At 36.7% G+C, this 23,266-nt stretch carries 28 protein-coding genes and 1 pseudogene; 10 read left to right on the top strand and 19 right to left on the bottom strand.

From position 1 onward, the window contains the following. Positions 1–30: 30 nt before the first annotated feature. The 9 genes from cheD to H4J66_RS13595 all read right to left on the bottom strand — a co-directional run bounded on the left by cheD (position 31) and on the right by H4J66_RS13595 (position 8,215). Positions 31–696, bottom strand: a complete 666-nt coding sequence (gene cheD, locus H4J66_RS13635) for a chemoreceptor glutamine deamidase CheD (protein WP_182175572.1) — start codon at positions 694–696, stop codon at positions 31–33. Positions 697–724: 28 nt separating this feature from the next. Next, the gene (locus tag H4J66_RS13630; RefSeq protein WP_182175571.1) at positions 725–1,570 is read right to left on the bottom strand and encodes a protein-glutamate O-methyltransferase CheR; all 846 of its coding nucleotides are present in this window, start codon (positions 1,568–1,570) and stop codon (positions 725–727) included. 12 nt (positions 1,571–1,582) lie between these two features. Beyond that, entirely contained in the window at positions 1,583–3,955 is a 2,373-nt protein-coding gene (locus H4J66_RS20660; RefSeq protein WP_182175570.1) for a methyl-accepting chemotaxis protein, read from the bottom strand. A 165-nt stretch (positions 3,956–4,120) separates the two neighbouring features. Next, complete coding sequence (locus H4J66_RS13620; RefSeq protein WP_182175569.1) at positions 4,121–4,261, bottom strand: hypothetical protein; 141 nt, start codon at positions 4,259–4,261, stop codon at positions 4,121–4,123. A 67-nt stretch (positions 4,262–4,328) separates the two neighbouring features. Continuing rightward, complete coding sequence (locus tag H4J66_RS13615) at positions 4,329–4,811, bottom strand: chemotaxis protein CheW (protein ID WP_182175568.1); 483 nt, start codon at positions 4,809–4,811, stop codon at positions 4,329–4,331. Between the two features lie 15 nt (positions 4,812–4,826). Continuing rightward, the gene (locus tag H4J66_RS13610; RefSeq protein WP_182175567.1) at positions 4,827–5,351 is read right to left on the bottom strand and encodes a chemotaxis protein CheW; all 525 of its coding nucleotides are present in this window, start codon (positions 5,349–5,351) and stop codon (positions 4,827–4,829) included. Then, a complete protein-coding gene (locus H4J66_RS13605; RefSeq protein WP_182175566.1) occupies positions 5,351–7,471 on the bottom strand; it encodes a chemotaxis protein CheA in 2,121 nt (706 codons plus the stop codon). Before H4J66_RS13605 ends, H4J66_RS13610 begins: the two co-directional genes overlap by 1 nt. 5 nt (positions 7,472–7,476) lie before the next feature. Then, the gene (locus tag H4J66_RS13600) at positions 7,477–7,839 is read right to left on the bottom strand and encodes a response regulator (RefSeq protein WP_182175565.1); all 363 of its coding nucleotides are present in this window, start codon (positions 7,837–7,839) and stop codon (positions 7,477–7,479) included. A gap of 100 nt (positions 7,840–7,939) precedes the next feature. Then, complete coding sequence (locus H4J66_RS13595; protein ID WP_182175564.1) at positions 7,940–8,215, bottom strand: lipid asymmetry maintenance protein MlaB; 276 nt, start codon at positions 8,213–8,215, stop codon at positions 7,940–7,942. A 221-nt stretch (positions 8,216–8,436) separates the two neighbouring features. Between H4J66_RS13595 and H4J66_RS13590 the strand changes: the two genes are divergently transcribed. The 5 genes from H4J66_RS13590 (at position 8,437) to H4J66_RS13570 (ending at position 12,178) form a co-directional block, all read left to right on the top strand. Beyond that, complete coding sequence (locus H4J66_RS13590) at positions 8,437–9,264, top strand: tetratricopeptide repeat protein (RefSeq protein WP_182175563.1); 828 nt, start codon at positions 8,437–8,439, stop codon at positions 9,262–9,264. A 131-nt stretch (positions 9,265–9,395) separates the two neighbouring features. Then, positions 9,396–10,628, top strand: coding sequence for a Xaa-Pro peptidase family protein (locus H4J66_RS13585; protein WP_182175640.1), 1,233 nt, complete (start codon positions 9,396–9,398; stop codon positions 10,626–10,628). Positions 10,629–10,795: 167 nt separating this feature from the next. Next, positions 10,796–11,362 carry a septation protein A gene (locus H4J66_RS13580; protein WP_182175562.1) on the top strand — a complete coding sequence of 189 codons (567 nt, stop codon included), beginning with the start codon at positions 10,796–10,798 and terminating at the stop codon, positions 11,360–11,362. 40 nt (positions 11,363–11,402) lie between these two features. Then, complete coding sequence (locus tag H4J66_RS13575) at positions 11,403–11,705, top strand: YciI family protein (protein WP_182175561.1); 303 nt, start codon at positions 11,403–11,405, stop codon at positions 11,703–11,705. A 71-nt stretch (positions 11,706–11,776) separates the two neighbouring features. Then, entirely contained in the window at positions 11,777–12,178 is a 402-nt protein-coding gene (locus H4J66_RS13570) for a lysozyme inhibitor LprI family protein (protein ID WP_182175560.1), read from the top strand. 206 nt (positions 12,179–12,384) lie between these two features. Here H4J66_RS13570 and H4J66_RS13565 read toward each other — a convergent pair whose 3' ends face one another. The 8 genes and pseudogenes from H4J66_RS13565 to H4J66_RS13530 all read right to left on the bottom strand — a co-directional run bounded on the left by H4J66_RS13565 (position 12,385) and on the right by H4J66_RS13530 (position 17,106). Next, positions 12,385–13,128 (bottom strand): DUF1461 domain-containing protein, encoded by a 744-nt coding sequence (locus H4J66_RS13565; protein ID WP_182175559.1) that lies wholly within the window; start codon positions 13,126–13,128, stop codon positions 12,385–12,387. After that, the gene (locus tag H4J66_RS13560; RefSeq protein WP_182175558.1) at positions 13,128–13,832 is read right to left on the bottom strand and encodes a hypothetical protein; all 705 of its coding nucleotides are present in this window, start codon (positions 13,830–13,832) and stop codon (positions 13,128–13,130) included. The genes H4J66_RS13565 and H4J66_RS13560 overlap by 1 nt, the downstream gene beginning before the upstream one ends. After that, positions 13,829–14,626, bottom strand: coding sequence for a hypothetical protein (locus H4J66_RS13555; RefSeq protein WP_182175557.1), 798 nt, complete (start codon positions 14,624–14,626; stop codon positions 13,829–13,831). The genes H4J66_RS13560 and H4J66_RS13555 overlap by 4 nt, the downstream gene beginning before the upstream one ends. Next, positions 14,626–15,000 (bottom strand): cupredoxin domain-containing protein, encoded by a 375-nt coding sequence (locus tag H4J66_RS13550; RefSeq protein ID WP_182175639.1) that lies wholly within the window; start codon positions 14,998–15,000, stop codon positions 14,626–14,628. The genes H4J66_RS13555 and H4J66_RS13550 overlap by 1 nt, the downstream gene beginning before the upstream one ends. Before the next feature lie 32 nt (positions 15,001–15,032). Continuing rightward, positions 15,033–15,464: a cell wall metabolism sensor histidine kinase WalK gene (locus H4J66_RS13545; protein WP_182175556.1), complete on the bottom strand. Its 432-nt coding sequence runs from the start codon at positions 15,462–15,464 to the stop codon at positions 15,033–15,035. 9 nt (positions 15,465–15,473) lie between these two features. Further along, a complete protein-coding gene (locus H4J66_RS13540) occupies positions 15,474–15,890 on the bottom strand; it encodes a histidine kinase dimerization/phospho-acceptor domain-containing protein (RefSeq protein WP_182175555.1) in 417 nt (138 codons plus the stop codon). A gap of 33 nt (positions 15,891–15,923) precedes the next feature. Beyond that, positions 15,924–16,448 carry a sensor histidine kinase N-terminal domain-containing protein gene (locus tag H4J66_RS13535; RefSeq protein ID WP_182175554.1) on the bottom strand — a complete coding sequence of 175 codons (525 nt, stop codon included), beginning with the start codon at positions 16,446–16,448 and terminating at the stop codon, positions 15,924–15,926. Then, positions 16,448–17,106: pseudogene (locus H4J66_RS13530) on the bottom strand (response regulator). The gene H4J66_RS13535 and the pseudogene H4J66_RS13530 overlap by 1 nt, the downstream one beginning before the upstream one ends. Positions 17,107–17,613: 507 nt before the next feature. Between H4J66_RS13530 and H4J66_RS13525 the strand changes: the two are divergent. Both H4J66_RS13525 and H4J66_RS13520 read left to right on the top strand, forming a co-directional pair. Further along, positions 17,614–18,105, top strand: coding sequence for a hypothetical protein (locus H4J66_RS13525; RefSeq protein ID WP_182175553.1), 492 nt, complete (start codon positions 17,614–17,616; stop codon positions 18,103–18,105). Positions 18,106–18,200: 95 nt separating this feature from the next. Then, the gene (locus tag H4J66_RS13520; protein WP_182175552.1) at positions 18,201–18,710 is read left to right on the top strand and encodes a YchJ family protein; all 510 of its coding nucleotides are present in this window, start codon (positions 18,201–18,203) and stop codon (positions 18,708–18,710) included. 294 nt (positions 18,711–19,004) lie between these two features. Here the strand turns inward: H4J66_RS13520 and H4J66_RS13515 are convergent, their stop codons facing one another. Continuing rightward, positions 19,005–19,550 (bottom strand): VC2046/SO_2500 family protein, encoded by a 546-nt coding sequence (locus tag H4J66_RS13515; RefSeq protein WP_182175551.1) that lies wholly within the window; start codon positions 19,548–19,550, stop codon positions 19,005–19,007. A 204-nt stretch (positions 19,551–19,754) separates the two neighbouring features. Between H4J66_RS13515 and xthA the strand changes: the two genes are divergently transcribed. Next, entirely contained in the window at positions 19,755–20,561 is an 807-nt protein-coding gene (gene xthA, locus H4J66_RS13510; RefSeq protein ID WP_182175550.1) for an exodeoxyribonuclease III, read from the top strand. A 16-nt stretch (positions 20,562–20,577) separates the two neighbouring features. Further along, complete coding sequence (rlmA, locus tag H4J66_RS13505) at positions 20,578–21,393, top strand: 23S rRNA (guanine(745)-N(1))-methyltransferase (protein WP_182175549.1); 816 nt, start codon at positions 20,578–20,580, stop codon at positions 21,391–21,393. Between the two features lie 23 nt (positions 21,394–21,416). Here rlmA and yfbV read toward each other — a convergent pair whose 3' ends face one another. Then, on the bottom strand, positions 21,417–21,842 hold the full coding sequence (gene yfbV, locus H4J66_RS13500; protein ID WP_259369125.1) for a terminus macrodomain insulation protein YfbV: 426 nt from the start codon (positions 21,840–21,842) through the stop codon (positions 21,417–21,419). A gap of 208 nt (positions 21,843–22,050) precedes the next feature. Between yfbV and H4J66_RS13495 the strand changes: the two genes are divergently transcribed. Further along, a complete protein-coding gene (locus H4J66_RS13495) occupies positions 22,051–23,265 on the top strand; it encodes an acetate kinase (protein ID WP_182175547.1) in 1,215 nt (404 codons plus the stop codon). The last annotated feature ends 1 nt before the right edge of the window (position 23,266 follow it).

The raw sequence follows: 23,266 nt of genomic DNA, 5'->3' as shown, positions 1-23,266 counted from the left end.
TAGTGACTATTAAATAACTATTTAACAACACTAAAATAATTCTATATCACCTTCTACAGGTGTTTGGTCTATACGGTTTCTGTAAGCACTTTCACGGCGCGCAATAGTATCATTATGTAAATTATCAATCGTTTTAACAAAAGCCCGGCCACTTAGCGGTTCAAACAAAATTTTGCGGGGAAAAAAAGAACCTAAATCTGAACCTTCAACAGGTATTCCTTCATCTGCAAGATATTTCATCACAAAGCTAATATTTTTTTCGCCTATATCAGACATGTGCTTTAAGACTTTACCGCCACCAAATACCTTAGCGCGTAAATTTACTTTTCGACCACCATTTTTCAATATCATATTAATGAGGTGTTCCATTGCAAAGTTGCCATAACGCGTTGCATCAGATGCCATACTGCGTTGTCCCCAATCAACTTCATGGGCTTCTTTATCGGTTAGCGGCAACATAAAATGATTCATGCCACCGATACCGCTATGTTCATCCCAAATACAGGCTGAAATACAAGACCCTAACGTGGTCGCTATAGCAACATTATCTCGAGTCATATAAAACTCACCTGGAAGAATTTTAGCGATAACTTGTTGTCTTTTTGGATCCCAATAATGATTTATATGGGCAAACTCTGCTAAACATTGTTTTAAGCATTGCTTAACATAAATATTGTCTTGTCGATTTAAAACCATGATTATTTGTTCACTTATTATAGAACGGCTAAAATGCTTTTCTAAAAATGGTACGTCCGACACTTTCAAAATGTTGTTGATATTGACCTAAATTTTCACTATGCCCTAAGATAAGCAAACCACCCGGTGCTAGCATTTCATAATAACGGGCAAATAATTCTTGCTGCGTTTTTTTGTCAAAATATATAATCACATTTCGACAAAAAATGATGTCAAATGGCCCTTTCATTGGCCATTCATGTAATAGATTCAATTTTTTAAAGGTAATAAGTGCTTGTAACTGTTTACCTACCTTTACTTTACTTTCGTTAATGCCAATACCTTTGGTAAAATATTTTTCTTTAAACTTCCTGGGAACATCTTCTATGCGGCGTTCATCATAAGTCCCTTCTTTAGCAACAGCTAACACATTACTGTCAATATCTGTTGCTAATATTTTTACATCCCATTGACTTAATTGGCTTTTCATTGCTTCGAGCACCATAATAGCAATACTGTAAGGTTCTTCTCCAGTGGAGCTTGCAGACGACCAAATTCTCAGGCGTTTATCATGCGATAGGCGATTACCGAGTAACTTAGGTAGTTCATCTTGCGTCATATAATCAAAATGATGTTGCTCACGAAAAAAACTGGTTAAATTCGTGGTAATCGCATTGATAAAGTAATCTTGCTCTTTTTCTGTATCTGTCTTTAATAAGTTGCAATAAGCCGTAAAGGAGGGAAGTTTACGCTCACGAATAATACGAGTAAGACGACGGTACACCATCTCTTTTTTACTGGCATTGAGTACAATACCAGCTGTGTCATAAACAAATTGACAAAGATAATCAAAGTTATCGCCACTTAATTGAAACGCTTTATCACGCTCTGTCATTGATAGTATGCCCTAGAACTCTTCCCACTCTTGATCAGATTCTGTTTTGGTTCGAGTCACCCTTGCTCTGGGCGCTGGTCTGGTTGGTTGTCTGCTCGCGGCTCTTGTTGGTTGTCTACTTGCAGGCTGTCTACTTGCCGGTCTTCTACTTGTTTGTTGTGAGCGACGAACGGGGGTTTGAATCTCTTGTTCATCATCTTCGCCATTATTAAAGAAGGCAACTTGATCAAGGAGTGCTTGTGACTGTTCTTCCATTGACTTACTCGACGCTGCCGCTTCTTCGACTAATGCAGCATTTTGTTGAGTCATTTCGTCCATTTGACTAACGGCTGCACTGACTTCGCCAATACCGGCCGATTGCTCTTTACCCGCACTGTCAATATCGCTGATCATTTTACTGACTTCTTCAATAGCATTAACCAATTCAGTAAAAGTTTGACCGGTTTCATCAACTAACTTAGTCCCTTGACCTACCGCTTCAACACTGTCGTTTATTAAACCTTTAATCTCTTTAGCTGCACCGGCTGAACGTTGCGCTAAGTTGCGAACTTCTGCAGCAACCACCGCAAAACCACGACCTTGTTCACCCGCTCTTGCCGCTTCAACTGCAGCATTTAAGGCCAACAAGTTGGTTTGAAAGGCAATTTCATCAATAACACTAATAATGTCAGCAATTTTTTTACTCGACTTATTAATATCACTCATCGCCGTGATAGCATTTTTTACTACTGCGCCACCATTACTTGCTTTGTCCATGACCGAAGCTGACAACTTACTCGCTTCAGATGCATTCTCTGCATTCTGCTGCACAGTACTGGTTAGTTCTTCCATAGCAGAAGCTGTTTCTTCAAGGCTAGAGGCTTGAGATTCTGTTCTGTGGCTAAGTTCATTGTTTCCTTCAGCAAGTTCACGAGCCGAATCAAAAACATTGGTTGACGCGCTGCGGATATCACCAACCATATTACTCAATACATCAATAAATTCATTAATAGAAGTGCCAATAATATTAAATTCACCTACCAACTCTGTTTCAATATATTGCGTTAAGTCACCGTCAGATAAGGTCATTAACGTTTCTTTAATTTGAGCAATAGCTTGCTTTCTTCCGGTGATATCTGCGGCATATTTAACGACTTTCATGGTCTTGCCGTTTAAATCTAAAATCGGGTTGTAAGACGCTTGTATCCAAACTTCTTTTCCGCCTTTGCCTATGCGTAAGTATTCGCCACTGTCGAATTCACCGCGATTAAGTTTTTGCCAAAACTGTTGATATTCAATAGTCGACTTATGAGCAGGCTCAACAAATAAACTATGGTGTTGCCCCTGTATTTCACTAAGTGTATAACCTAACGCCGATAAAAAGTTGTCATTGGCGGTAATAATAGTTCCGTCCATATTAAATTCAATCACCGCTTGTGATTTACTTATCGCGGCAATTTGTCCAGAATAATCAGCACTTATTAATTTTTGTTTTGTTACGTCTGAGGCGAATTTTACCACTTTAAAAGGTTTATCATTTAAGTCTAATATAGGATTGTAAGAAGCTTGTATCCAAACTTCTTTACCACCTTTACCGATGCGTTTATATTCTTTTGAGTCGTATTCACCGCGATTTAAGCTTTCCCAAAAGAGTTTATATTCAACACTATTTTTGAGCTCTGGCTCAATAAACATGCTGTGGTGCTGGCCTTTTACTTCTTCTAGGGTATAACCGAGCGTTGATAAAAAGTTTTCATTCGCGGTTATAATAGTGCCGTCCATATTAAATTCAATCACAGCTTGCGCTTTACTTATCGCTTCAATCTGACCTAAAAAGTTTGCGTTGGCTAATTTTTGTTCAGTAATGTCCGTTGCAAATTTCATCACTTTATAAGGAACACCCTCTTTATTAAGGAGAGGGGTATAAGACGCCTGTATCCAAACTTCTCTGCCGCCTTTAGCAATGCGTTTATAAGTTTTTGATTCAAAATCACCACGATTCAAGCCTTCCCAAAAATTTTGATATTCTTCACTTATTTTAAAACTATGTTCGACAAACATACTGTGATGCTTACCTTGCACTTCTTCTAAGCTATAACCTAAGGTCGATAAGAAGTTTTCATTGGCGGTAATAATAGTACCGTCCATATTAAACTCAATTAGCGCTTGAACTTTATTCAGCGCTTCTATCTGAGCTAACATGTCTGCAAATTGCAATTCTTTAGCCTGCTCAACTGAAATTTCGGTATCTTTACCCATGGTAGTATTCTTCCCTATCGATTGAATGTTATCTTTTATTTTTATAGGATTAAGCACTAACTCAATAACAATGCTTCCTGCTAAACGTTTAATTGTCGAAATCCAAGCTCTTTTGAGCGCAATTTTTAACTCTTTATCGAGTATCATTGTTAATGCTAGCAACAAGGCATTTTCAACATCTGCTTGATAATTTTTAACATCATTAATAGTTACTGATGTATTAACTTTTTCTTTAGTCAGTTCAATTGGCTGTAATAAATTTATTTCTTGGCTTAATAAACAGATAAAGTCTTTATTAGCCCAGATTTTATCTTACTTATCATTTTTTAATAATGCTGCTAATTCCGGTCGTAATACAAATAATTGTTGATAAAACAAATCGCCAACATCGGGTGAAAGTATCAGTACTTTTTGCCAACTTTGCTGAACTAAATTAATCTGTTTAGCTGTCATTATATTAATACTCTTATTTATCTATATTGTCGCTTGTTCAATAACGATTAACACTGCTTGCTATGTATCATTGCTGTGAACTGTTTAGTTGATTTTCTACGTCGTAGAGTTCGTCCTGATCTAATAAACTATGACTATCAAGTAGAATAATAAGCCTGTCGTCAATTGACACTAAGCCTTGTAAAAAACAACGATCTATTTTATTACCAAAAGTAGGAGGGATCCGGATTGATTTTTTGTCAAACTTGTATACTTCTGACACAGCGTCGACCACAATGCCGACTACCATGTTTTTTTGACTATTCGGCTTTCGAAGAATAATGGTCACTGTTTGCTCATTATATGCGAGCGGTTGTTGACCAAAACGCTGGCGTAAATCTATGATAGGTACAATAATGCCACGTAAGTTAATGACCCCTTTGATATAATTTGGCTTATTTGGTAATTCGGTAACTGAACTCCACACGCGTATTTCTTGTACGCATAAAATATCAACACCATACTCTTCGCCATTTAACATAAAGGTGAGATATTCTTGCTCTTGTTCCATGGTATCTTCCTTTATTTATATTAACTGATGTTTTTCAATTTCTTGTAAAACGTTAACATTGAGTAAAGTGACAACATTTTCGCCAACATTTACTAAACCTTGTAAGTAATTTTGCGGTACATAGCCACCAAATGCTGGGGCAGGTTTTATATCGTTTGCTTCTACATTGAGCACATCTGAGACGGCGTCAACCACAAAACCTATAGTGCGGGTTTTATCTTCGGTTTCCACAGTTAAGACAATCACGACCGTTGTTTCACAATAAATAGCACTACCGATATTAAATTTCATTCGTAGATCAACTATCGGTACAATAATGCCGCGCATATTTATAACCCCTTTAATATAACAAGGTGAATTAGGGATGCGGGTTGGGTTTTCCCAACTACGTATTTCTTCAACACATAAAATATCAACCGCGTATTGTTCATCGGCTAATAAAAAAGTGAGGTACTGGTCACCACTGGTTATAAAATCGATGCCCTCTAAGGAATACTCTCCTTCAACGGGTACCTCTGCTGCTAACATTTGAATATCCATTAAGTGTTCGCTCCTGTCGATATTGACTGGGTAATTTGAGATTGAACACTTGACTGGTGTTGTTGATTTATTTGTGCTTTTGTTAACGCCATTTCAATAATACCAGGTACATCAAGAATCATAGCCACAGAACCATCACCTAGAATGGTGGCTCCTGAGACACCTTGAACTTGTTGATAATTATCATTTAAACTCTTAATGACGACTTGCTGCTGGGCAAGTAAATCATCTACCATTAAACCAATTTTTTGTCCGTCTGCTTCAACCACAACCAACAAACAACTTTCGATATGTTCAAATTCACAAGGAATATTAAATAACTGATAAATAGGGATAACCGGTACATTATCTTCCCTGAGTCGATAAAGCAGCATGTCACCTGAAACACGATTAATAAGCTCTTTTTGTGGCTGGAGAGATTCAACAATAGTAATTAAAGGAATAATATAAACTTCCTTACCCACCCGAACTAACTGACCATCAAGTATTGCTAAGGTAAGGGGTAGGTTTACCCGAAAGGTACTCCCCTTTCCTTGTTCAGACTCGACTTGTATTCTTCCACCTAATGATTGAATATTCTTTTTTACCACATCCATACCGACGCCACGGCCAGAAATATCACTGACCTCTTTAGCTGTAGAGAATCCAGGTTCAAAAAGTAAATCAAAAACTTGGCTATCAGATAAAGTGGTTTTTTCGTCAACGAGGCCTTTTTCAAGTGCCTTATTAAAAACGGCTTGGCGGTCAATGCCACCACCATCATCACTAATTTCAATACAAATACTGCCACCTTGATGATAGGCGTCAAGCACAATAGAACCCTTTTCAGGCTTACCATTAGCGAGTCTAACTTGTGCAGACTCAATACCATGATCAACGGCATTACGCACTAAATGTACCAGCGGATCGCCAATTTGTTCCATAACAGTTTTATCGAGTTCTGTTTGCTCACCTTTAAGAATAAGCTCAATTTCTTTTCCTGTTTTTTTAGACAGATCATGTACTAACCTTGGAAAACGATTAAAAACGAAACTAATTGGTAGCATGCGAATTCGCATAACACTTTCTTGTAATTCTTTAGTATTTTGCAGTAACTGCTCCAACCCCGCATTTAGGCGCTCAACTTTTGATAAGTCAAAATCATTGCCTAACTCAGACAGCATAGATTGAGTAATAACTAATTCACCAACCAGGTTAATTAAACTGTCAACTTTATCAACGCCGACTCGAATAGAACCGAGATCATTTTTAGACTTACCTGCTGGTTTATCTGGGGTGTTTTTTGGCGTAGGTTCAGGAAAGCTTACTTCAATTGGCGTTGTTATATTAGCTGCTTCATCTTGGCTTGACTGATCAATAGTATTGACTTCAATCCCCTCTTCAACTTCAACAGCTAAGAGGTGATCTTCTTTGGTAATAATTAATTCACATTCATCTTCAACCCATTCAAAGACTTCTTTTATATCCGCTTCACTGGCATTTGAGCACAATGTTAACTGCCAACTTAAATAGAGCTCTTCGGCATCAATATCATTTAGTGCTGGTAGATCTTTAGCATCAGCCTCTAAAGAAATTTCTCCTAAATCAGCCAAGGCATTAAAGAGGAGTAGAGGGTCATTACCCGTTTGCACTAAATGATGCTCTGGTATAAATTTTATCTGCCACCTTGTTATATCATTGGTGTTGTCTGTGGTGTCATCAACGTTTATGAGAAGTGCTTCAGTATTCACATTGCCACTTGAGGCTAATGTTTCCTCTAAGCGCGTTGAGTTTTCGGCTATTTTTTCACTATCACACTCTCGTTCATCTCTTATTGCTTGAATTAACAAGCGCATACAGTCAACAGACTCTAATAGTAGTTCAACGTCATCTTGTTCAATATTACGCCTGCCATCTCGCATTTCATCAAGAAGTGTTTCAACCAAGTGGGTGAACTCTGTGACATGATTAAAGCCAAAAGTGCCAGCTCCTCCTTTAATGGAATGGGCAGCACGAAATATTGAATTAATTGTTTCATCATCACCTTGCTCTAAATTTAGCAAGCTCGACTCCATTAATTCAAGACCTTCAAAACTTTCTTCTAAAAAGCTTGGAATAAACTGTGTGAGATCTACGCTCATAATAGCTACCTAATAACCCGTTTAATGGTTGCTAATAATTTTTCAGGGTTAAAAGGTTTAACTAACCATCCGGTAGCACCAGCTGCTTTGCCACGCATTTTCATATCACCAGAACTTTCGGTCGTTAGCATTAAAATAGGAGTAAACTTAAAAGGGGGTAACTTACGTAACTCTTCGCATAAAGTAATACCGTTCATAATCGGCATATTTACGTCAGAGATCACTAAGTCAAAAGCCCCACCCTGAGCTTTAGTCAAACCTTCTTGTCCGTCTCTTGCTTCAACGGTTTCATAACCGGCACTTTTTAATGTAAAACTAACCATATCGCGAATAGAGTTAGAATCATCAACAACCAAAATCTTGGTCATAGGTATCTCCTTTTTAAAGTAAATATAAACAGCAAAAGCTTAATAATATTTAGATGATATTTAGATGATATTTAGATGATATTTCACTAAAAAATTGATTCTAAGCATTTAGATATTGATTTAAAATAGCTTCATTAAGCCCTAATTGCTTAACGCTTTCTTGAATAACACGGGAGGTAGAATTCCAATTGAGTACTTTATTTTGTGCCGCGATGTAGGTTACCGCCGCTAATAATAGTTGTATACCAACGGTATCTATATGGGTAACAGCGCTGTCGTCAAAAGTTATAACATCATTTTTAGCAATTTCATCGAGTAGTTGATTTTTACAGTCATCCACTTGAGCAATGGTTAACAGAGCCGGTAATATGAACATTTAATCCCTTATAAATTCATCTAAAAATTTAATACTTAGCAATAAAGATAAACCATAAAAAATTAACTGCAAGTTTATTTTAATAGAAACCCGCCATTTTTTAGGTGTTTAGCATAAATTAATTGCTTTATTTTTTAAATACAGATAAATAAAGTAAGCTTTCGTAATGAATATATTGCTTTCCCTGTTTACAATTATTATGGTTAAAAAAAGGATATGTTTTGAGAACAGCTATGCCAGAAGATAATCAAAAAGTGCCCAGCCAAATATTTCGTTGGTTTGAAAAAATGAAAACTAACTACGAGCAGAGTGTTCAAGGTGTATTAGAGCGGTTTGAAAAATATAGTCATAGCCAACAATTAAGAATTGATCTCGCTAATCAATCAAACATTAATAACTTAAAGCAGTCTCATCAAAAACATCTTGACCAACAAAATGCTCATATCAAACAATTAAGTGAAGATGTGAGCTATTACAAAAAACAAATCAGTAAACAGCAACAAACCATAGAGCAACTCAATGGCCGCTATGATGCAGTGATAAGTTGTTTGTTAACTGAAAAAAGAAAAGACATAGACATTAAAGATATATTTTCTGACAACGAAGATGAAAACAGCGAGCTTATTGAAGACTTATACTTAGAAGTTCACCATAACAAAGCTGTTGATAGCCCCTTTAAACACCAAGGGCAAAATGATCTAAATAATGAGCCAGACATAACGACTTCGCCCTTAAGCGAAAGAGGTGAGGACTTGTTCGATAACGCTCTCTTAAAAAGGCAGTCTGGCGATGTTGAGCAAGCGTTTCAATTGTTTGAACAAGCAGCAAAGCTTGGTCATGTAAAAGCGATGGGCGCGATGGGCCGTGCTTTTTTCTTAGCTGAAGGCACAGAAGAAGATCATAGCCTTGGACTTGCTTGGCTTATTCATGCGGCAAATCAAGATCTACCACAAGCGGTTGCCCGGGTAAAATTCTTTCAAGACAATAACCCTGAGCTTTACTTGCAGGCACTTAATCTAACAGCAGACCCAATATTCCTTAAATATTAATGACGCGATAACTTAGCTTTTATAATAGGTAAAATTGCCCTTCCCAATAATGTATATTGTATAAAATAAACAATTCATGTCATAATAACGAAATAATATACATTACTTTTGGGACGCTGATGACACAAAAAATGACTATAGGTGTAGGAGGCTCTGATGCACAAACAGAGCTAGCCAAACTTAACAATATGACTGGCGATGTTGAGCCTATTTCTTCAAATGAGTTTGAGTTACGTATCGCTAAAGCTCAGCAATTAATGAAAGATAATAATATTGAGGCAACTTACTTAGATGCTGGCACTAACCTCTATTATTTTACGGGCACAAAATGGTATGCTAGTGAACGTATGGTTGGGGCAATAATCCCACAGCAAGGCGACATTCAATATATTACCCCCTTCTTTGAGGTCAATACCTTACGTCAGTATATGACCATTAAAGGTAAAGTTAATGGTTGGCAAGAACATGAAAATCCTTATCAATTATTTATAGAAACCTTAAAAAACATGGGTATTGGCTCAGGCAATATTGCGCTTGACGAGTCAACCGCATTCTTCATTGCTGATGGTATTAAACAATGTGCCGACAGTAGCCCAAACAATTACCAACTGATCAATGCAAAAGCGATTACAGCTGGTTGTCGTAGTGAGAAATCGTCAGCTGAAATAGCTTTACTCCAACAGGCTAAAAATATGACGATGGCAGTACATCAAGCCGTCGCTAAAATATTATATCAGGGGATCAGTACGCAAGAAGTTACTGACTTTATCAATCAAGCCCACATAAAGGTTGGCGCCGCTGCAGGATCTTACTTTTGTATTGTGCTCTTTGGTGAAGATTCATCTTTTCCACACGGCGTAAAAAATCCAAAGACTTTAGACATTAACGATATAGTGCTTATTGATAGCGGTTGTCAGTTAGAAGGATACAATTCAGATATCACCAGAACCTATGTTTTTGGTGAAGCTAACCCACGTCAGCGTCAAATGTGGCTGATTGAAAAAAATGCCCAAGCAAGTGCATTTAACGCAGCAATACTTGGCGTACCTTGTGGTGATGTTGATATTGCCGCTCGTGATTATTTAGCCAGCCAAGCAATGGGACCTGATTATCAAACACCGGGTTGTCCCCACAGAACCGGCCACGGCATAGGTTTAGACATTCATGAATGGCCTTATCTAGTTCGCAGTGATAAAACACCCCTGTCGGTAGGTATGTGTTTCTCTAATGAGCCGATGTTAGTGGTGCCAGACGAGTTTGGTGTTCGCCTAGAAGATCATTTTTATATGAGTGAGCATGGGGCAAAATGGTTTACTGAACCATCATATTCTATCGATGACCCATTTGGACTAATGAAGGGCTAGTTAATTTTAATTAAAAAAAGTTAATCCTTTCAGTTAATAACTTGTAACGTTTTCGCTTGTATTTCACGTTATTAGTTCACATTAGCCAAATAATTGTTTGGCTAATGCTTAAGCATTGAGTAGAATTAACTCACTTATAAACGAAGGTTGGTTGGAGATTTAATACTATGCACGCTCTGTTTGAATATCTCCCCCTCGTTGTTTTTTTTATTGTTTATAAATTTGTTGATATATATTGGGCAACTGGCGCTTTAATTATTCTTGGCGCCGCGCAAATAATTTACTATCTTTACAAAAAAGAACCCATCCCTAAACGTACCTTAATATTTTTTGTCCTTATTGCGGTGTTTGGTGGGCTGACAATATTTTTACATGATGATACTTTTCTCAAATGGAAAGTCACCATCATCAATTTATTCTTTGCAATCGCACTTATGGTCAGTGATAAAATTTTTAATAAAAACATCATCAAAGACTTCCTCGATGAGTCATTAACTTTACCTGAGAATATTTGGCGTAAGTTAAACTTAGCTTGGGCGCTCTTTTTCGCATTTTTCGCGATATTAAATTTATACGTCGCTTTTAATTTTGACCAAGACACTTGGGTAAACTTTAAAGTATTCGGTTTAACCGGACTAATGTTTGTTTTTTCAATCGCCTCAATTTTATTATTATCAAAACATTTACCCGATGATGATGAAGAAAGTGACAGAGCAATTGAAGAAAAAGAGTAATCACTTAACCTATATAACCCTCAAAATTTATGGAAACAACATGTTTTATCTTATTTATTCAGAAGACGTAGAAAATAGTTTAGCTTTAAGAATGTCAGTACGTGAGCAACATTTAGCACGTTTACGAGAATTACAAGACCAAGGGCGATTATTAGTTGCCGGTCCTTGTCCGGCAATCGATAATGAAAATCCTGGTGATGCAGGCTTTACTGGTTCGCTTATCGTTGCTGAATTTGAGAGTTTAACCCAAGCCCAAGTATGGGCAGATAAAGACCCTTATATTGACGCGGGTGTTTATAAAAAAGTGACCGTAAAACCTTATAAAAAAGTACTACCCGCATAAAGTTAAGCTATTATTACTTTACCTATGATCCGATGATTAACCATAAACTTATAAATATAATGAAAAGTATCATGAGCAAAATTTCTTTCTACTGTTTAGCCTTAGCCCTTTGTTTTTTATCCAATGTTAGCTACGCAAAAAAGTCTATTGATGAATGTGAGCTGACCCAAAAAACAACCTCAGGCTTATCAGGCTGTCTAGACATAGTTAAACAGGCGGTAGATAGAGAGTTACAAACATGGATAAACAATCAAGTGTTCATCCTTGAAGAGTTTGCCTCTGTAACCGGTAGAAAAGCGGCATTAAATATGTTTAAACGCTCACAACGTAATTTCATTACCTTTAGAGAAAATGACTGTCGATGGCAGTACCTTGCTATTTCACCGGGAACGGGTGCGGCTTCTGCCTACAAGAAGTGTTATATTTTAGTGAGTCAAAGCCGTATTAAAGAATTAGAATCAATTAACCCCTAGTACTACTATTTCAGCCCAGTACACTGTTATATAAACAGTTGCTTGGCTGAAATATAACTCGCCTTACCACCCGCGGTAATCGTCTAAAAATTGATGACTTTATGCTCGCCAAAACTTACTTTTAGTTGCTGACTTTCAAACAATTCACTTCAATGCTCATGATAATTTATTCCGTATATAAGATGTCAACGCACTGACGAACACGATTAGCTGCTAAAGATTTTTGTCATTAATAATCGATAAATTAACATATAAATCCCCGCTGCGATAACACTGAGCGACAATGCTATTGCAGCAAATAAGTCAGGTGCTTTCATTAAGCTACTCATTAATGACTCTTGATAATAAAAAAACCATTGATGATTATCAGGAAAGACCACCGTATGCAGATAGTAAAAGACATCGGTAAAACCAAACAGTGCAAACACAGCTACAAATAAAACAGTGGGAATAATTATCGCCAGATAGCGCTCTTTTTTAGCTGGCTTTGGCTGTTTAAAACGGGATACGCCAACAATCGTAATCAGTAGTAATAAGACATTAATCACTGATATTGTACGTAATTGGTTAATTAAAACACTGACATCTTGTAAATGTACGACCTCAGGTTTGGTCAGTAAAGCGCGACGCTGGTTATCGTTATTGAAATAACTTAACCTTGCCAGACCCTCGCCATTATTATGAATTTCATCAACTATTTCGCTAAAGCTTTGTAAATGTTGCTCGCGGCTTGTCTGGGCAAAGTCCTGTTTACCTTGTGTATTCTGTGGTACATAGGTTTTTATCGTTTGTTCAATATTTAATGGTGAGTACCAAAACTTATAAAAAAAATTAACACTTTTATTGACTTGCCAACTTAGCCCTAGCGAAAAAAGTAATAAAAAACAACAACAACATAGCCATAAGAAGGTCGCTGCGTGGCGTCTATTTAGTGGTAAAATGCGGTTCATTAAAATTCAAACTCAATAGCCGCGCGCAAAATATGATCTTTGCTTTCGCCATTCAGTCCAGTGATAAAGGCGAGTTCCCATTTCAACTGTTTTTGTCGATCAAAGCGTTGAATTCCCATGAAAGCTGGACCAATACCGACATAATCTTCACCTGAATATAACTCAATTGCGGGTTGAAATTGTGGTAGCCAGCGATAACGATACTGAGCGCGAAATTCCATTTCTATTTCATTTTTAATGTCATTACCCCACTCGAAAATCAAAAATGCATTAATACTTAAACTGGTCCGCCCTATTTCTTTCTCAAACAACAAGCCTGAAGTCACTTCCCAACTGTCTTTATTATGTTCTTTTTCAAATTCAAAAAGCATGCCCCAATCCGCCCAATACTGACCTTGCTCCGTTAGCATCCAACGGGTTTCTATTTCGTAAGCAGATAAACCAAAATTTCCATCGCTATCGCGTTCGCCAACGATATAAAATTCTACCATCAGATGGTCAAGTACAGACTGCCCGTAAGCAAAGCGCTGCGCTAAGTCATTGGTCTTTTCCGTTTGGTGAGACAGTAACCGCCATTCAACTTCTTTTTCATTGGGTAACACGTACGGATGATACACTTTATCAACCACTACCCCATCAGCAAAAGCAAGAACGCTGTAAAGATTGTACAAGGGTAACGTTAAAACATAAAATATTTTTTTCATGATACAGCCTGCTTAAAGTGAGGGATCCGCCAAGGTTTTTGGGGAAACTGACACCAATAAAGTGCGATAAATAAAGCGCCAAGATAAAGTCCAATTTGTAATAGCGTTGGGCTTGCATCGTAACCAAATAAAGCTTTCAAAAAATGTCCTAATTCAGACTTTTCTCTAATAATAAAATTAACATCAAAAATCATACGACTACTGGGTAAAAAATCAATTTTTAGTAATAAATCGCTGGTTTTATTAAATAATCCACAAGCAAATAAAATAAAAATAACTTCTGTGCTTCGACCATACAAACGTTCATTGAGAAACAAGCAAAAAAAGTACAATAGTATACTGATACTAATACAAATTCCTGTACCTAATACAACGCCAATAAAAAGTGAATTAACCATATCGGTTTGCGACCAATATCCAATAAAGTAAATGAGAAAGTTAGTACCTTGTAGCATAATAACGAACGCGAGTATTACGCCAGCATACCAAGATTGACGACTGTTATTGGCGGTGCTAACGCTGATATGTGAACGATGAATAAAATGTAAAATCAGAATATAAACAAGAATATGTATACTCGCATAGAACCATTCAAGCCCGGTATCATCAAACATTTGGCTAATCACATCGATATAAATCCAAAGCAATAACATAAAAAAAATCCCCAATAGCGCACCACTTATAAGGGTAAGACCACAGAGTTGAAACTTATTTTTAATCGATAACAACAAGGCTAACACCATAAAAATAACTAAACTGTTACTCAAAAACAAAAGCACGGTATTAATTAACATTAAGCACCTCCTATTATGTTTTGAACAGTAGCGTTAATTGCTTTTTTACTTTCAAGCAAAGGGGTAACGATAATGGTCCCTTTGGCACTATTAGGATTAAACTCACCAAAAAAGTTATATTTCCCCTCGGGTAATGGGCCAATAAAAATAACGGCTCTTTTATGGGGGAAAATAACTTTTTCTCGATTTAAGTCAAAACTGTCAAACTCTTCAGGGGTTGAATCTCGATTATAAATAACAAGTTTAACTTTTTTGTTCGGTGGGATTTTTATAACCGCTGGAAAAAACAAATGATCTTTCAATTCTACGACATACTCAACTCGTTCAGCCCAGACACTTGGGCTAAAGATTAAAGAGATAAAGAGACTGATGATACTGGTCTTTTTTATAAAAATAGCAGGTGCCTTCACCTATTACCCTCCCATTCTTGTTCAAACTGATGTAAATGTAAGTCAACTGCTTGAGTCTTTTGTAGAAACGTAACTGACACGCTAAGACCACCTAATTTCGTCGATTTTTCTAAAATAATATTCGCATGATGCAATTTAACAATATGCTGAACAATCGCTAAGCCTAAGCCGCATCCTACCACAGTAGAGTGATGGCTATCTCCACCTACACGATAAAAGCGATCGAAAACTCGCTGGTATTCGCTGGAGTCAATACCAGGACCAGAATCTTCAACAGTCAGAGTAAAACTGTCTTCATCAATCAGCGTTTTAACCAAAACATGCCCTCCTTTAGGCGTATATTTGCAGGCATTACCAATTAAATTTTTCACTAAGGTCAATAAAGCAAATTCATTAGCATAAATAATTGTGGCTTCACTTTCTAACAAAATATCATGCTAATGCTGCAATATTTCAGGGTATAAGTCGCTGATCACTTGTTGCAACAATCCTTGTAATTCAAGCTTAGTCGCTGCTATGGTGAGTTGTTCAGGATTAGTATGATTTAACGTTAATATTTGATCGACAACATGAGCCATTCGGTCAACACTTTGACCTAATTGCACTAACGAAGCCTGCCCTGTGCTGTCAAGGTTTTCACTTTGGGTTATTTGTAAATTGTGAACATTAATTTTGAGCACACTTAATAGCGTTCTTAATTCATGAGCGGCGTCAGAAGCAAAATAACGTTCCCTTGAAAAAGCCGCCGACAAGCGTTCAAATAACAGATTTAGTGTCTGAATAACCGGTTGTAGTTCTTTTGTTGATGTCTCACTAGAAAGCTTTGATAAGTCATTAATTTTCTTTTCTGACAATTCTCGGCGCAAAACAGTTAACGGTTTTAAGCCTTAACGAATCGCCATAAAAATAAATAAGGCAATAAAGGGGATAACTAAAATAATAGGAGTCACAGCAGATAATATAACTTGTTCAGCCAGTGAAAATCTTTGTTCAAGCGGTTGAGCAACCAGCACTGTTAATTGACTTCTTTGCGCCTGTTCGTTTGTTGATGTTTCTATATATACTCGCCAACGCTGTCCAATAAAATTAAGGTCAGTAAAACCTGCAGGTAACTCAGTAATTAACTGTTCAGGTGCATTATCTGTGCGTAGTGATAAAGTATTATTGCTAAAGACTTGATAAGCAATATGGTTAGAAGGGACCACTGTTGCTGCACTTAATCGATTTTCGGCACTCTTATCAGAAATAGTCGCAGAGGTCGCTAACAAGGTTTTACCGACAAGAACTAATTGCTCATCAAATAGATTAGTTGCTTGTTCCATACTGGCTTTATAGCCCTGTATAACAGCAAAAAATGTCATCAAAGTGATGATTGATAGTAAAACAAGCGCTAAGTAGCGACAAATCGACATTAGGTTTTATTAACCGTATAACCAACGCCTCTGACTGTTTTTATAAATTGTTCAGGCAATTTTTTTCTTAAGTTGTGTATATGTACCTCAACAGCATTACTGGCGACTTCTTCTCCCCATTCATATAAACGCGATTCAATTTGTTCTCGAGATTGGATTCGACCGGCATTTTCCATCAATGCTTTTAATACCATGTACTCTTTTTTGACGATTTTAATTCTTCATCTTTAATAAGGATTTTATGCGCCGTAGTATCAATTGCCACGTCTGAGCAAATAATCAATGCCGGCTTTGCCGTACCTAAACGCCGTTCAATCACGCGAAGGCGCGCTAACAATTCGCTAATTTCAAAAGGCTTTACCAGGTAATCATCTGCACCAAAATCTAAGCCTTTAACTTTATCTTCAAGAGGATCTCTTGCAGTTAAAATAATAACTGGAATACCGAGCTTACGATCACGAGTTCGCTTAAGCACTGCCAATCGATCAATATCAGGTAAACCCAAATCAAGAATAACTAAGTCTTGATCTGGCACAGACAATGCTAAAATTGCTGCCTTACCATTATCAACATGATTAACAACGAAGCCTTGATGACGAAGTGACTGCTGTAGTCCCAAAGCCAAGGGTATGTCGTCTTCAACTAACAATATACTCATGTTTTTCCTATAACAATTTAAAATTACTATTGATGGTTTTTATATTATCTAGCCTTTTCTAAACCAGCTTATTAATACCTTACGGTCGAAAATTATCAACAGTGAACAGAAGACTAACCATGGCGTAGTTGTGAACGACTCAAGGTGTTTTATCTCACCACTATTGTCGGTTATTACAGAAATATTCCCCATAAAATAATGAAGGTTAATAGCGTTTATTCATAGGGAGGTCTTTACCTTGAATATTTGGCTAATGAAAATAACAAACTTTTATTAAGGAAAGCTTAAGCGTTAATAATTGTCTGTCACTAAAATACCCAAGCACAGCATTGCGCCAATCAATAGTGCGGGTATCTTCAATACTGTTGGTACTACTTTCGTGCATTTACTGACGTTTATCGCATTAGATCCTTCAGTATGATCAATTAATATTAATTATAAAAAGTGCTTGAATAAACACCAAAAACGATATACTGTACATACATACAGTATATCGAGACTTTAAAAATGAACTCAATAAATCACATTAATACCAACACCTTAGCATTAGAAACTACAAATATGGCTATCACAAAACACAATTGGTGTGATGTTAGAAGTATTGCTAATACCATTGAACTATCTCAGCAGTATACTGAAATTTTCAAAAATCATGATTTAGATAACAAATGGATCCTGATGATAAACCCTGAAGAGAAGCCGCTTCAGCAATTGTCTGTTCAAGGAAAAATAGACCCTAAAAAAATCTTAAAAGTTAATCTTCATCACCGTAACATCTCACTAAATACTATTAAAGATGCTTTAGAAAAAGGTCACTGTTCGGCTGTTATTTTGTGTAATGCCACCTTAGATAAATCACAATTAAGCCAACTCACTCAATTCGCAGAAAAAGGACAAACTCAATGCATTATTTTAACCAAGCAAACTCAAAAGCGTTTAAACCAGCAACGACTAAAAAGTTACGTCACTCTTTCGGATTCTTCTTTATTGTTACATTAATTGAGTTTGAAGCGATTTTGCCGTTATTAAAACAGAAAATAAAATTTTGCTCTGCTAAAATAGATCAATTACTTTTCTAAAATAATGTCGACTTTATGCAATGCCCATGTGGTTCAAATATTAGTTTTCAGCAATGCTGCTGCTTATTAATAAATCAAGAGACCTGTGCACAATCACCAGAGCAATTGATGCGCTCTCGCTATAGCGCCTATGCAACAGAAGCAGCTGATTATATTTATCAGACTTATGCTCAAGCTAGCAGAGCATTACAATCAATCGCTGATATATCAGCATGGGCCAAAGAAACCAAATGGTTAAAACTAACCATTAATGCTGCCAGTGATTATACCGAGCTTAATGATCAAAATGCTGTAAACGCTGACAATAAAGGGCAACACTTACCGACGGTTTGCTTTTCGGCTTACTACCAATATCAAGGTGAGTATTTTCTGGTGAAGGAAACATCACGCTTTGTTGTGGAAAAGGGTCAATGGCGATATTTAGATGGAGAAGTCAGTAACAATGAAGCGCTGATAGCGCCAAAAAGAAACCAAGCTTGCTTTTGCGATAGTGATAAAAAATTTAAACAATGTTGTGGCCGGTAAATTCAACAATTAACAATCAAGCTTTTCCCAAAAGAAACCATCGATGCTTTTGTCATAGCAATAAAAAATTTAGGCAATGCTGTGTTTGTTAGATTCGACAATTAACAATCATATCTCCTGCACAAGAAACCGGCGATGCTTTTGTCATAGTAATAAAAAATGTAGACAATGCTGCAGCCAGTTAACTCAACAATTAATAATCAAGTTCAAAAATGCTCAGGCCAGTAAACTGAAAAAGTTAGTCATAAATAACCTCAACACGAACGATTTTATTAGCACGCTAATGCAATAACCTTATGCTATAGCATCAAGTAATGGCGCTTTAACGATAGTATTATGCACGGCATTAAGCCAACCTTTAGTATCAAATGCTAACCTTGAACTGTCGATTTCTTGCGGCGTATTATTCTTTTGTTGATTAAATTTTTTCTGGCAATACAGCGAGGTATTATTTAATACATCTTGTCTGATATGCTTTTTATCATCTCGAAAAGCAAGCGGTTTAGGCAACAAAGCATTTGATAAACGTAATTCTGCTAGGTTATTCTGCTGAATAAGTTCTGCTTGATCAAATATTGCCGTGCTGTGATTTTCATTTAGCGATAAAGGTGCTTTATCAGGAAGGTCAAACGTTTTACGTAAGCTTGCATCATTAATCGTTTTAGTATCAACGACAGTTTTTGGCAAAGAAAATTGACTATGGCTAGGTACGTCATCACTTAACATTGCCAATAAGAGTGAAAAGTCAGCTCGTCGAGCACTGTGCACACTTACATTAAGTTGTTCACCTAATTGTAATTCGTGTACCAGAATTTGACTGTCAACTGACTTTGTAAGCAATGTACTTCAACTTTATTATTTTCTCTAAAGCTTATATCGGCAATCCTTTAATTTAGTTGAGTTTAATTTTTATTTATTTACACATTTACCTGTCTATTAAAAAGTTGAAGTTAATAAGTACCTAATTCACTTCACGAGCAATTAATAATAACCTTCTCTGATAACTTCTGGTAGCATGTGGAAAAAATCAATATCGAGTCTTTTATGAAAATCATTAGCTTTAACATTAACGGCCTTCGTGCGCGTTTACACCAACTTCAAGCCATCATTGATAAGCACCAGCCTGATATTATTGGCTTACAAGAAATCAAAGTTCATAATGATGCTTTTCCCGTTGAAGCTGTTGAAGCTATGGGTTATCACGTTTATTTTCATGGTCAAAAAGCACATTATGGTGTGGCTATGTTATGTAAAAAAGCAGCCAACATTGTTAAAATGGGCTTTGCTAGCGATACTGAAGAGTCTCAAAAACGTATGGTGATGATTGAAACCACCAATGAACAAGGTGAAAAAGTAACGGTATTAAACGGTTATTTCCCGCAAGGCGATAACATCGCGCATGAAACAAAATATCCCTATAAGCGTCAATTTTATAAAGACTTAATGACCTATTTAAATGACAACCATACCCCAAATGAGCATGTTGTCATTATCGGAGATATTAATATTTCACCCGCTGATTTAGATATTGGTATTGGTGAGCCTAACCAAAAGCGTTGGTTAAAGACCGGCAAGTGTAGCTTTCAACCCGAAGAAAGAGAATGGCTTGCAACTTTAATGGCTTGGGGATTTAAAGATACGTTTAGAGAATTGCATCCAACAAAAGCGGAACGTTATTCTTGGTTTGACTATCGTTCTAAAGGTTTTGTTGATAATCGTGGTTTACGCATAGATGTCGTTTTGGCAACGCACAAGATGGCGGCAACATGTATCGAAGCCGATATTGATTACGAACTACGTGCTATTGAAAAACCTTCAGATCACGCGCCGATTTGGTCTACTTTTAAGTAGCTGTTGAGTAAATACTATGCTCCTTGCTCAATACGTTTGCCCCATTTGTAAAAAATCATTAGTGTTAACTGACAAAAGCTATCGTTGTCAGAACAATCATAGCTTTGATGAAGCAAAAGAAGGTTATGTAAACTTATTGCCCGTTCAACATAAACATTCAAAAGACCCCGGTGATAATAAATCCATGGTTAACGCACGTCGTCAGTTTCTAGATAAAGGCTTTTATCAGCCGCTCGCTGATGAATTACAATCTCTATATCAACAATATGGTGATATAACAAAGCCGGTATTTGATGCTGGCTGTGGTGAAGGTTTTTATACTCAACAGTATGTAAGGCCTACCAACCGTGTTTATGGTATTGACATTGCAAAAAATGCGGTTAAAAATGCCGCTAAAAAATATAAAGATTGTCAATTTAGCGTTGCCACCTTGTCACAGTTGCCTTTTAGTGAAAACTACTTTTCTTGGATCAACTCTATTTACGCACCAATTCTTGAAGAAGAATTCACTCGGGTATTAGCTATTAATGGCTATTTAGTCACAGTAACGCCAGCAAAAAATCATTTAATAGAACTAAAAGCATTAATATACCGAACAGCGCAACAACATGATATGACTAAAAGTCCTATTGAAAATTTAACATTGATTGCACAAAAAGAAGTGAACTATGAAATGAAATTTGCTGAAGGTGAAGATATTATTAACTTATTAGCAATGACCCCTTTTGCCTTTAAAACGACTGAAGCCTTACTTAACGATTTAAAAACAAGAAATAATTTCACTTGCCAAGCTGATTTTTTGATACGTCTTTATAAAAATACGGTCAATTAACGTTTAACTCAACCGTTAAACGTTTAAAATTTAGAATTTTGTGACTGATGACTGATGTTAAGCAGTTTAGCTAAATCAATAAAACGTGGTTTGTGCAGTGATAACTTTATGGAACCACCCGCCTCATTGACTCTAGCAACACTTTCTTTGTACCACGAGGCGAGTGCCAGCGGCAAAAATTTATCGGCTTTGACGCCAAGCATTAACAGTGCTTGTAGTGGAATACTTAAAATAAATAAGCTATAAACTAACGCCTGTGGTAATAATGTCATCGATCCTAGGTAAAGTTGCATAATAAAAGAAAACAACGCAATACCCGGTAAATAGCGAAAAGCCAAACGACAAATTTGAACAGCTTGATACTCGGCAAAATAATTGCCTAACTCTGCTCGCTGCGGCCAAAGTCGCATATACTCTCGACCTAGCTTAATTAGTTCTACTACACTCATACTCATACTCATACTCATAGACAATACATTATAACAACTGTTATTTAAAAGATAGCACAAAGTTGTAACTAGTTTTAATGAAGTCTACCTAAAGTTAACTTCCTTAGTTCATATTAATATTTTAACGCTATATTTGGTCTATAATCATTTCAATTAACGTATTGTAATAAAAAATTAACCACCTAATAAATGAGCATTAAATAAAACCATGAAAAAAAATCTAATTTTAGTGTTAAATTGCGGTAGTTCATCCTTAAAATTTTCTTTAATTAAACCAGAAAACGGCGAAACATTACTATCAGGACTAGCTGAGCGCTTATTATCCGAACAAGCGAGCATCAAGATTAACGTTAAGGGACAAAAAAAGCACACGGCTATACCTCATCCATTTGATCATCGAACAGCGATAATGGCTTTAGTTGACAGCTTAGTTTCACAACAATTAAATTTACAAATATGTGCCATAGGCCACCGCGTTGTCCATGGTGGTGAACACTATTGTATGCCAACGTTAATTACTGATGAAGTAAAAAACACCATCAGTAACTTGTCTCAGCTTGCCCCATTACACAACCCAGCAAATTTGATGGGTATTAACGCCGCGGAAGCTGTTTTTACTGATGTGCCGCAAGTTGCCGTTTTTGACACAGCTTTTCACCAAACGATGCCAGAAAAAGCTTATATTTATGGTATTCCCTACGCTCTCTATCAAGAGCATGGTATTCGACGCTATGGTTTTCATGGTACAAGCCATTATTTTGTTGCACAACAAGCGGCTAAAGCCCTCGATAAAAGTATTAATGAAAGTAATTTTATCAGTGCTCACTTAGGCAATGGTTGCAGTGTTACAGCGATTAAAAATGGTAAGAGTGTCGATACTAGCTTAGGTTTAACACCGCTGGAAGGTCTGATGATGGGTACACGTAGCGGCGATGTTGATGCGGGTATTATTTTTCACCTAATCAATCAACTCGGTTATACCACAGCGCAAGTGAGCCATTTGTTACATAAAGAAAGCGGCCTTCTGGGCGTTTCGGGGTTAAGCAACGATTGTCGTGAAATAGAAGAAGCTTGGTTAAAGGATAAAAATCCACGAGCAAAGTTAGCATTAGATATATTTTGCTACCGTGTTGCAAAGTCAATTGCTTCTTTTACTGCCAGCTTAACATCAATCGATGCCTTAATATTTACCGGCGGTATTGGCGAAAATTCGACGCTAATTAGAGCCAATATTATTGATCAATTGAGCCTACTTAATTTCTTTGTTGCAAGCGATAAGAATCAAGCTTGCTGCTTTGGCAAGGCGGGTAATATCAATACAGAAAACTCTCGTCCTATTTTAGTTATTCCAACAAATGAAGAGTGGGTTATTGCCGAGCAAACCTCACAACTTTTATATAATAACAGCTCAACTAAGGAATAAA

This window comes from Colwellia sp. MB3u-55, assembly GCF_014076785.1.
Classification (GTDB): Bacteria; Pseudomonadota; Gammaproteobacteria; order Enterobacterales; family Alteromonadaceae; genus Colwellia_A.
Note: the sequence above shows the minus strand (reverse complement) of the source record. Positions and strands in the feature narration are given on the sequence as shown.

Bases quoted from the DNA above. Each gene is read 5' to 3' on its own strand.
- cheD (WP_182175572.1), bottom strand. From the start codon at position 696: ATGGTTTTAAATCGACAAGACAATATTTATGTTAAGCAATGCTTAAAA.
- H4J66_RS13630 (WP_182175571.1), bottom strand. From the start codon at position 1,570: ATGACAGAGCGTGATAAAGCGTTTCAATTAAGTGGCGATAACTTTGAT.
- H4J66_RS20660 (WP_182175570.1), bottom strand. From the start codon at position 3,955: ATGATACTCGATAAAGAGTTAAAAATTGCGCTCAAAAGAGCTTGGATT.
- H4J66_RS13620 (WP_182175569.1), bottom strand. From the start codon at position 4,261: ATGACAGCTAAACAGATTAATTTAGTTCAGCAAAGTTGGCAAAAAGTA.
- H4J66_RS13615 (WP_182175568.1), bottom strand. From the start codon at position 4,811: ATGGAACAAGAGCAAGAATATCTCACCTTTATGTTAAATGGCGAAGAG.
- H4J66_RS13610 (WP_182175567.1), bottom strand. From the start codon at position 5,351: ATGGATATTCAAATGTTAGCAGCAGAGGTACCCGTTGAAGGAGAGTAT.
- H4J66_RS13605 (WP_182175566.1), bottom strand. From the start codon at position 7,471: ATGAGCGTAGATCTCACACAGTTTATTCCAAGCTTTTTAGAAGAAAGT.
- H4J66_RS13600 (WP_182175565.1), bottom strand. From the start codon at position 7,839: ATGACCAAGATTTTGGTTGTTGATGATTCTAACTCTATTCGCGATATG.
- H4J66_RS13595 (WP_182175564.1), bottom strand. From the start codon at position 8,215: ATGTTCATATTACCGGCTCTGTTAACCATTGCTCAAGTGGATGACTGT.
- H4J66_RS13585 (WP_182175640.1), top strand. From the start codon at position 9,396: ATGACTATAGGTGTAGGAGGCTCTGATGCACAAACAGAGCTAGCCAAA.
- H4J66_RS13580 (WP_182175562.1), top strand. From the start codon at position 10,796: ATGCACGCTCTGTTTGAATATCTCCCCCTCGTTGTTTTTTTTATTGTT.
- H4J66_RS13575 (WP_182175561.1), top strand. From the start codon at position 11,403: ATGTTTTATCTTATTTATTCAGAAGACGTAGAAAATAGTTTAGCTTTA.
- H4J66_RS13570 (WP_182175560.1), top strand. From the start codon at position 11,777: ATGAGCAAAATTTCTTTCTACTGTTTAGCCTTAGCCCTTTGTTTTTTA.
- H4J66_RS13565 (WP_182175559.1), bottom strand. From the start codon at position 13,128: ATGAACCGCATTTTACCACTAAATAGACGCCACGCAGCGACCTTCTTA.
- H4J66_RS13560 (WP_182175558.1), bottom strand. From the start codon at position 13,832: ATGAAAAAAATATTTTATGTTTTAACGTTACCCTTGTACAATCTTTAC.
- H4J66_RS13555 (WP_182175557.1), bottom strand. From the start codon at position 14,626: ATGTTAATTAATACCGTGCTTTTGTTTTTGAGTAACAGTTTAGTTATT.
- H4J66_RS13535 (WP_182175554.1), bottom strand. From the start codon at position 16,448: ATGTCGATTTGTCGCTACTTAGCGCTTGTTTTACTATCAATCATCACT.
- H4J66_RS13525 (WP_182175553.1), top strand. From the start codon at position 17,614: ATGAACTCAATAAATCACATTAATACCAACACCTTAGCATTAGAAACT.
- H4J66_RS13520 (WP_182175552.1), top strand. From the start codon at position 18,201: ATGCAATGCCCATGTGGTTCAAATATTAGTTTTCAGCAATGCTGCTGC.
- xthA (WP_182175550.1), top strand. From the start codon at position 19,755: ATGAAAATCATTAGCTTTAACATTAACGGCCTTCGTGCGCGTTTACAC.
- rlmA (WP_182175549.1), top strand. From the start codon at position 20,578: ATGCTCCTTGCTCAATACGTTTGCCCCATTTGTAAAAAATCATTAGTG.
- yfbV (WP_259369125.1), bottom strand. From the start codon at position 21,842: ATGAGTGTAGTAGAACTAATTAAGCTAGGTCGAGAGTATATGCGACTT.
- H4J66_RS13495 (WP_182175547.1), top strand. From the start codon at position 22,051: ATGAAAAAAAATCTAATTTTAGTGTTAAATTGCGGTAGTTCATCCTTA.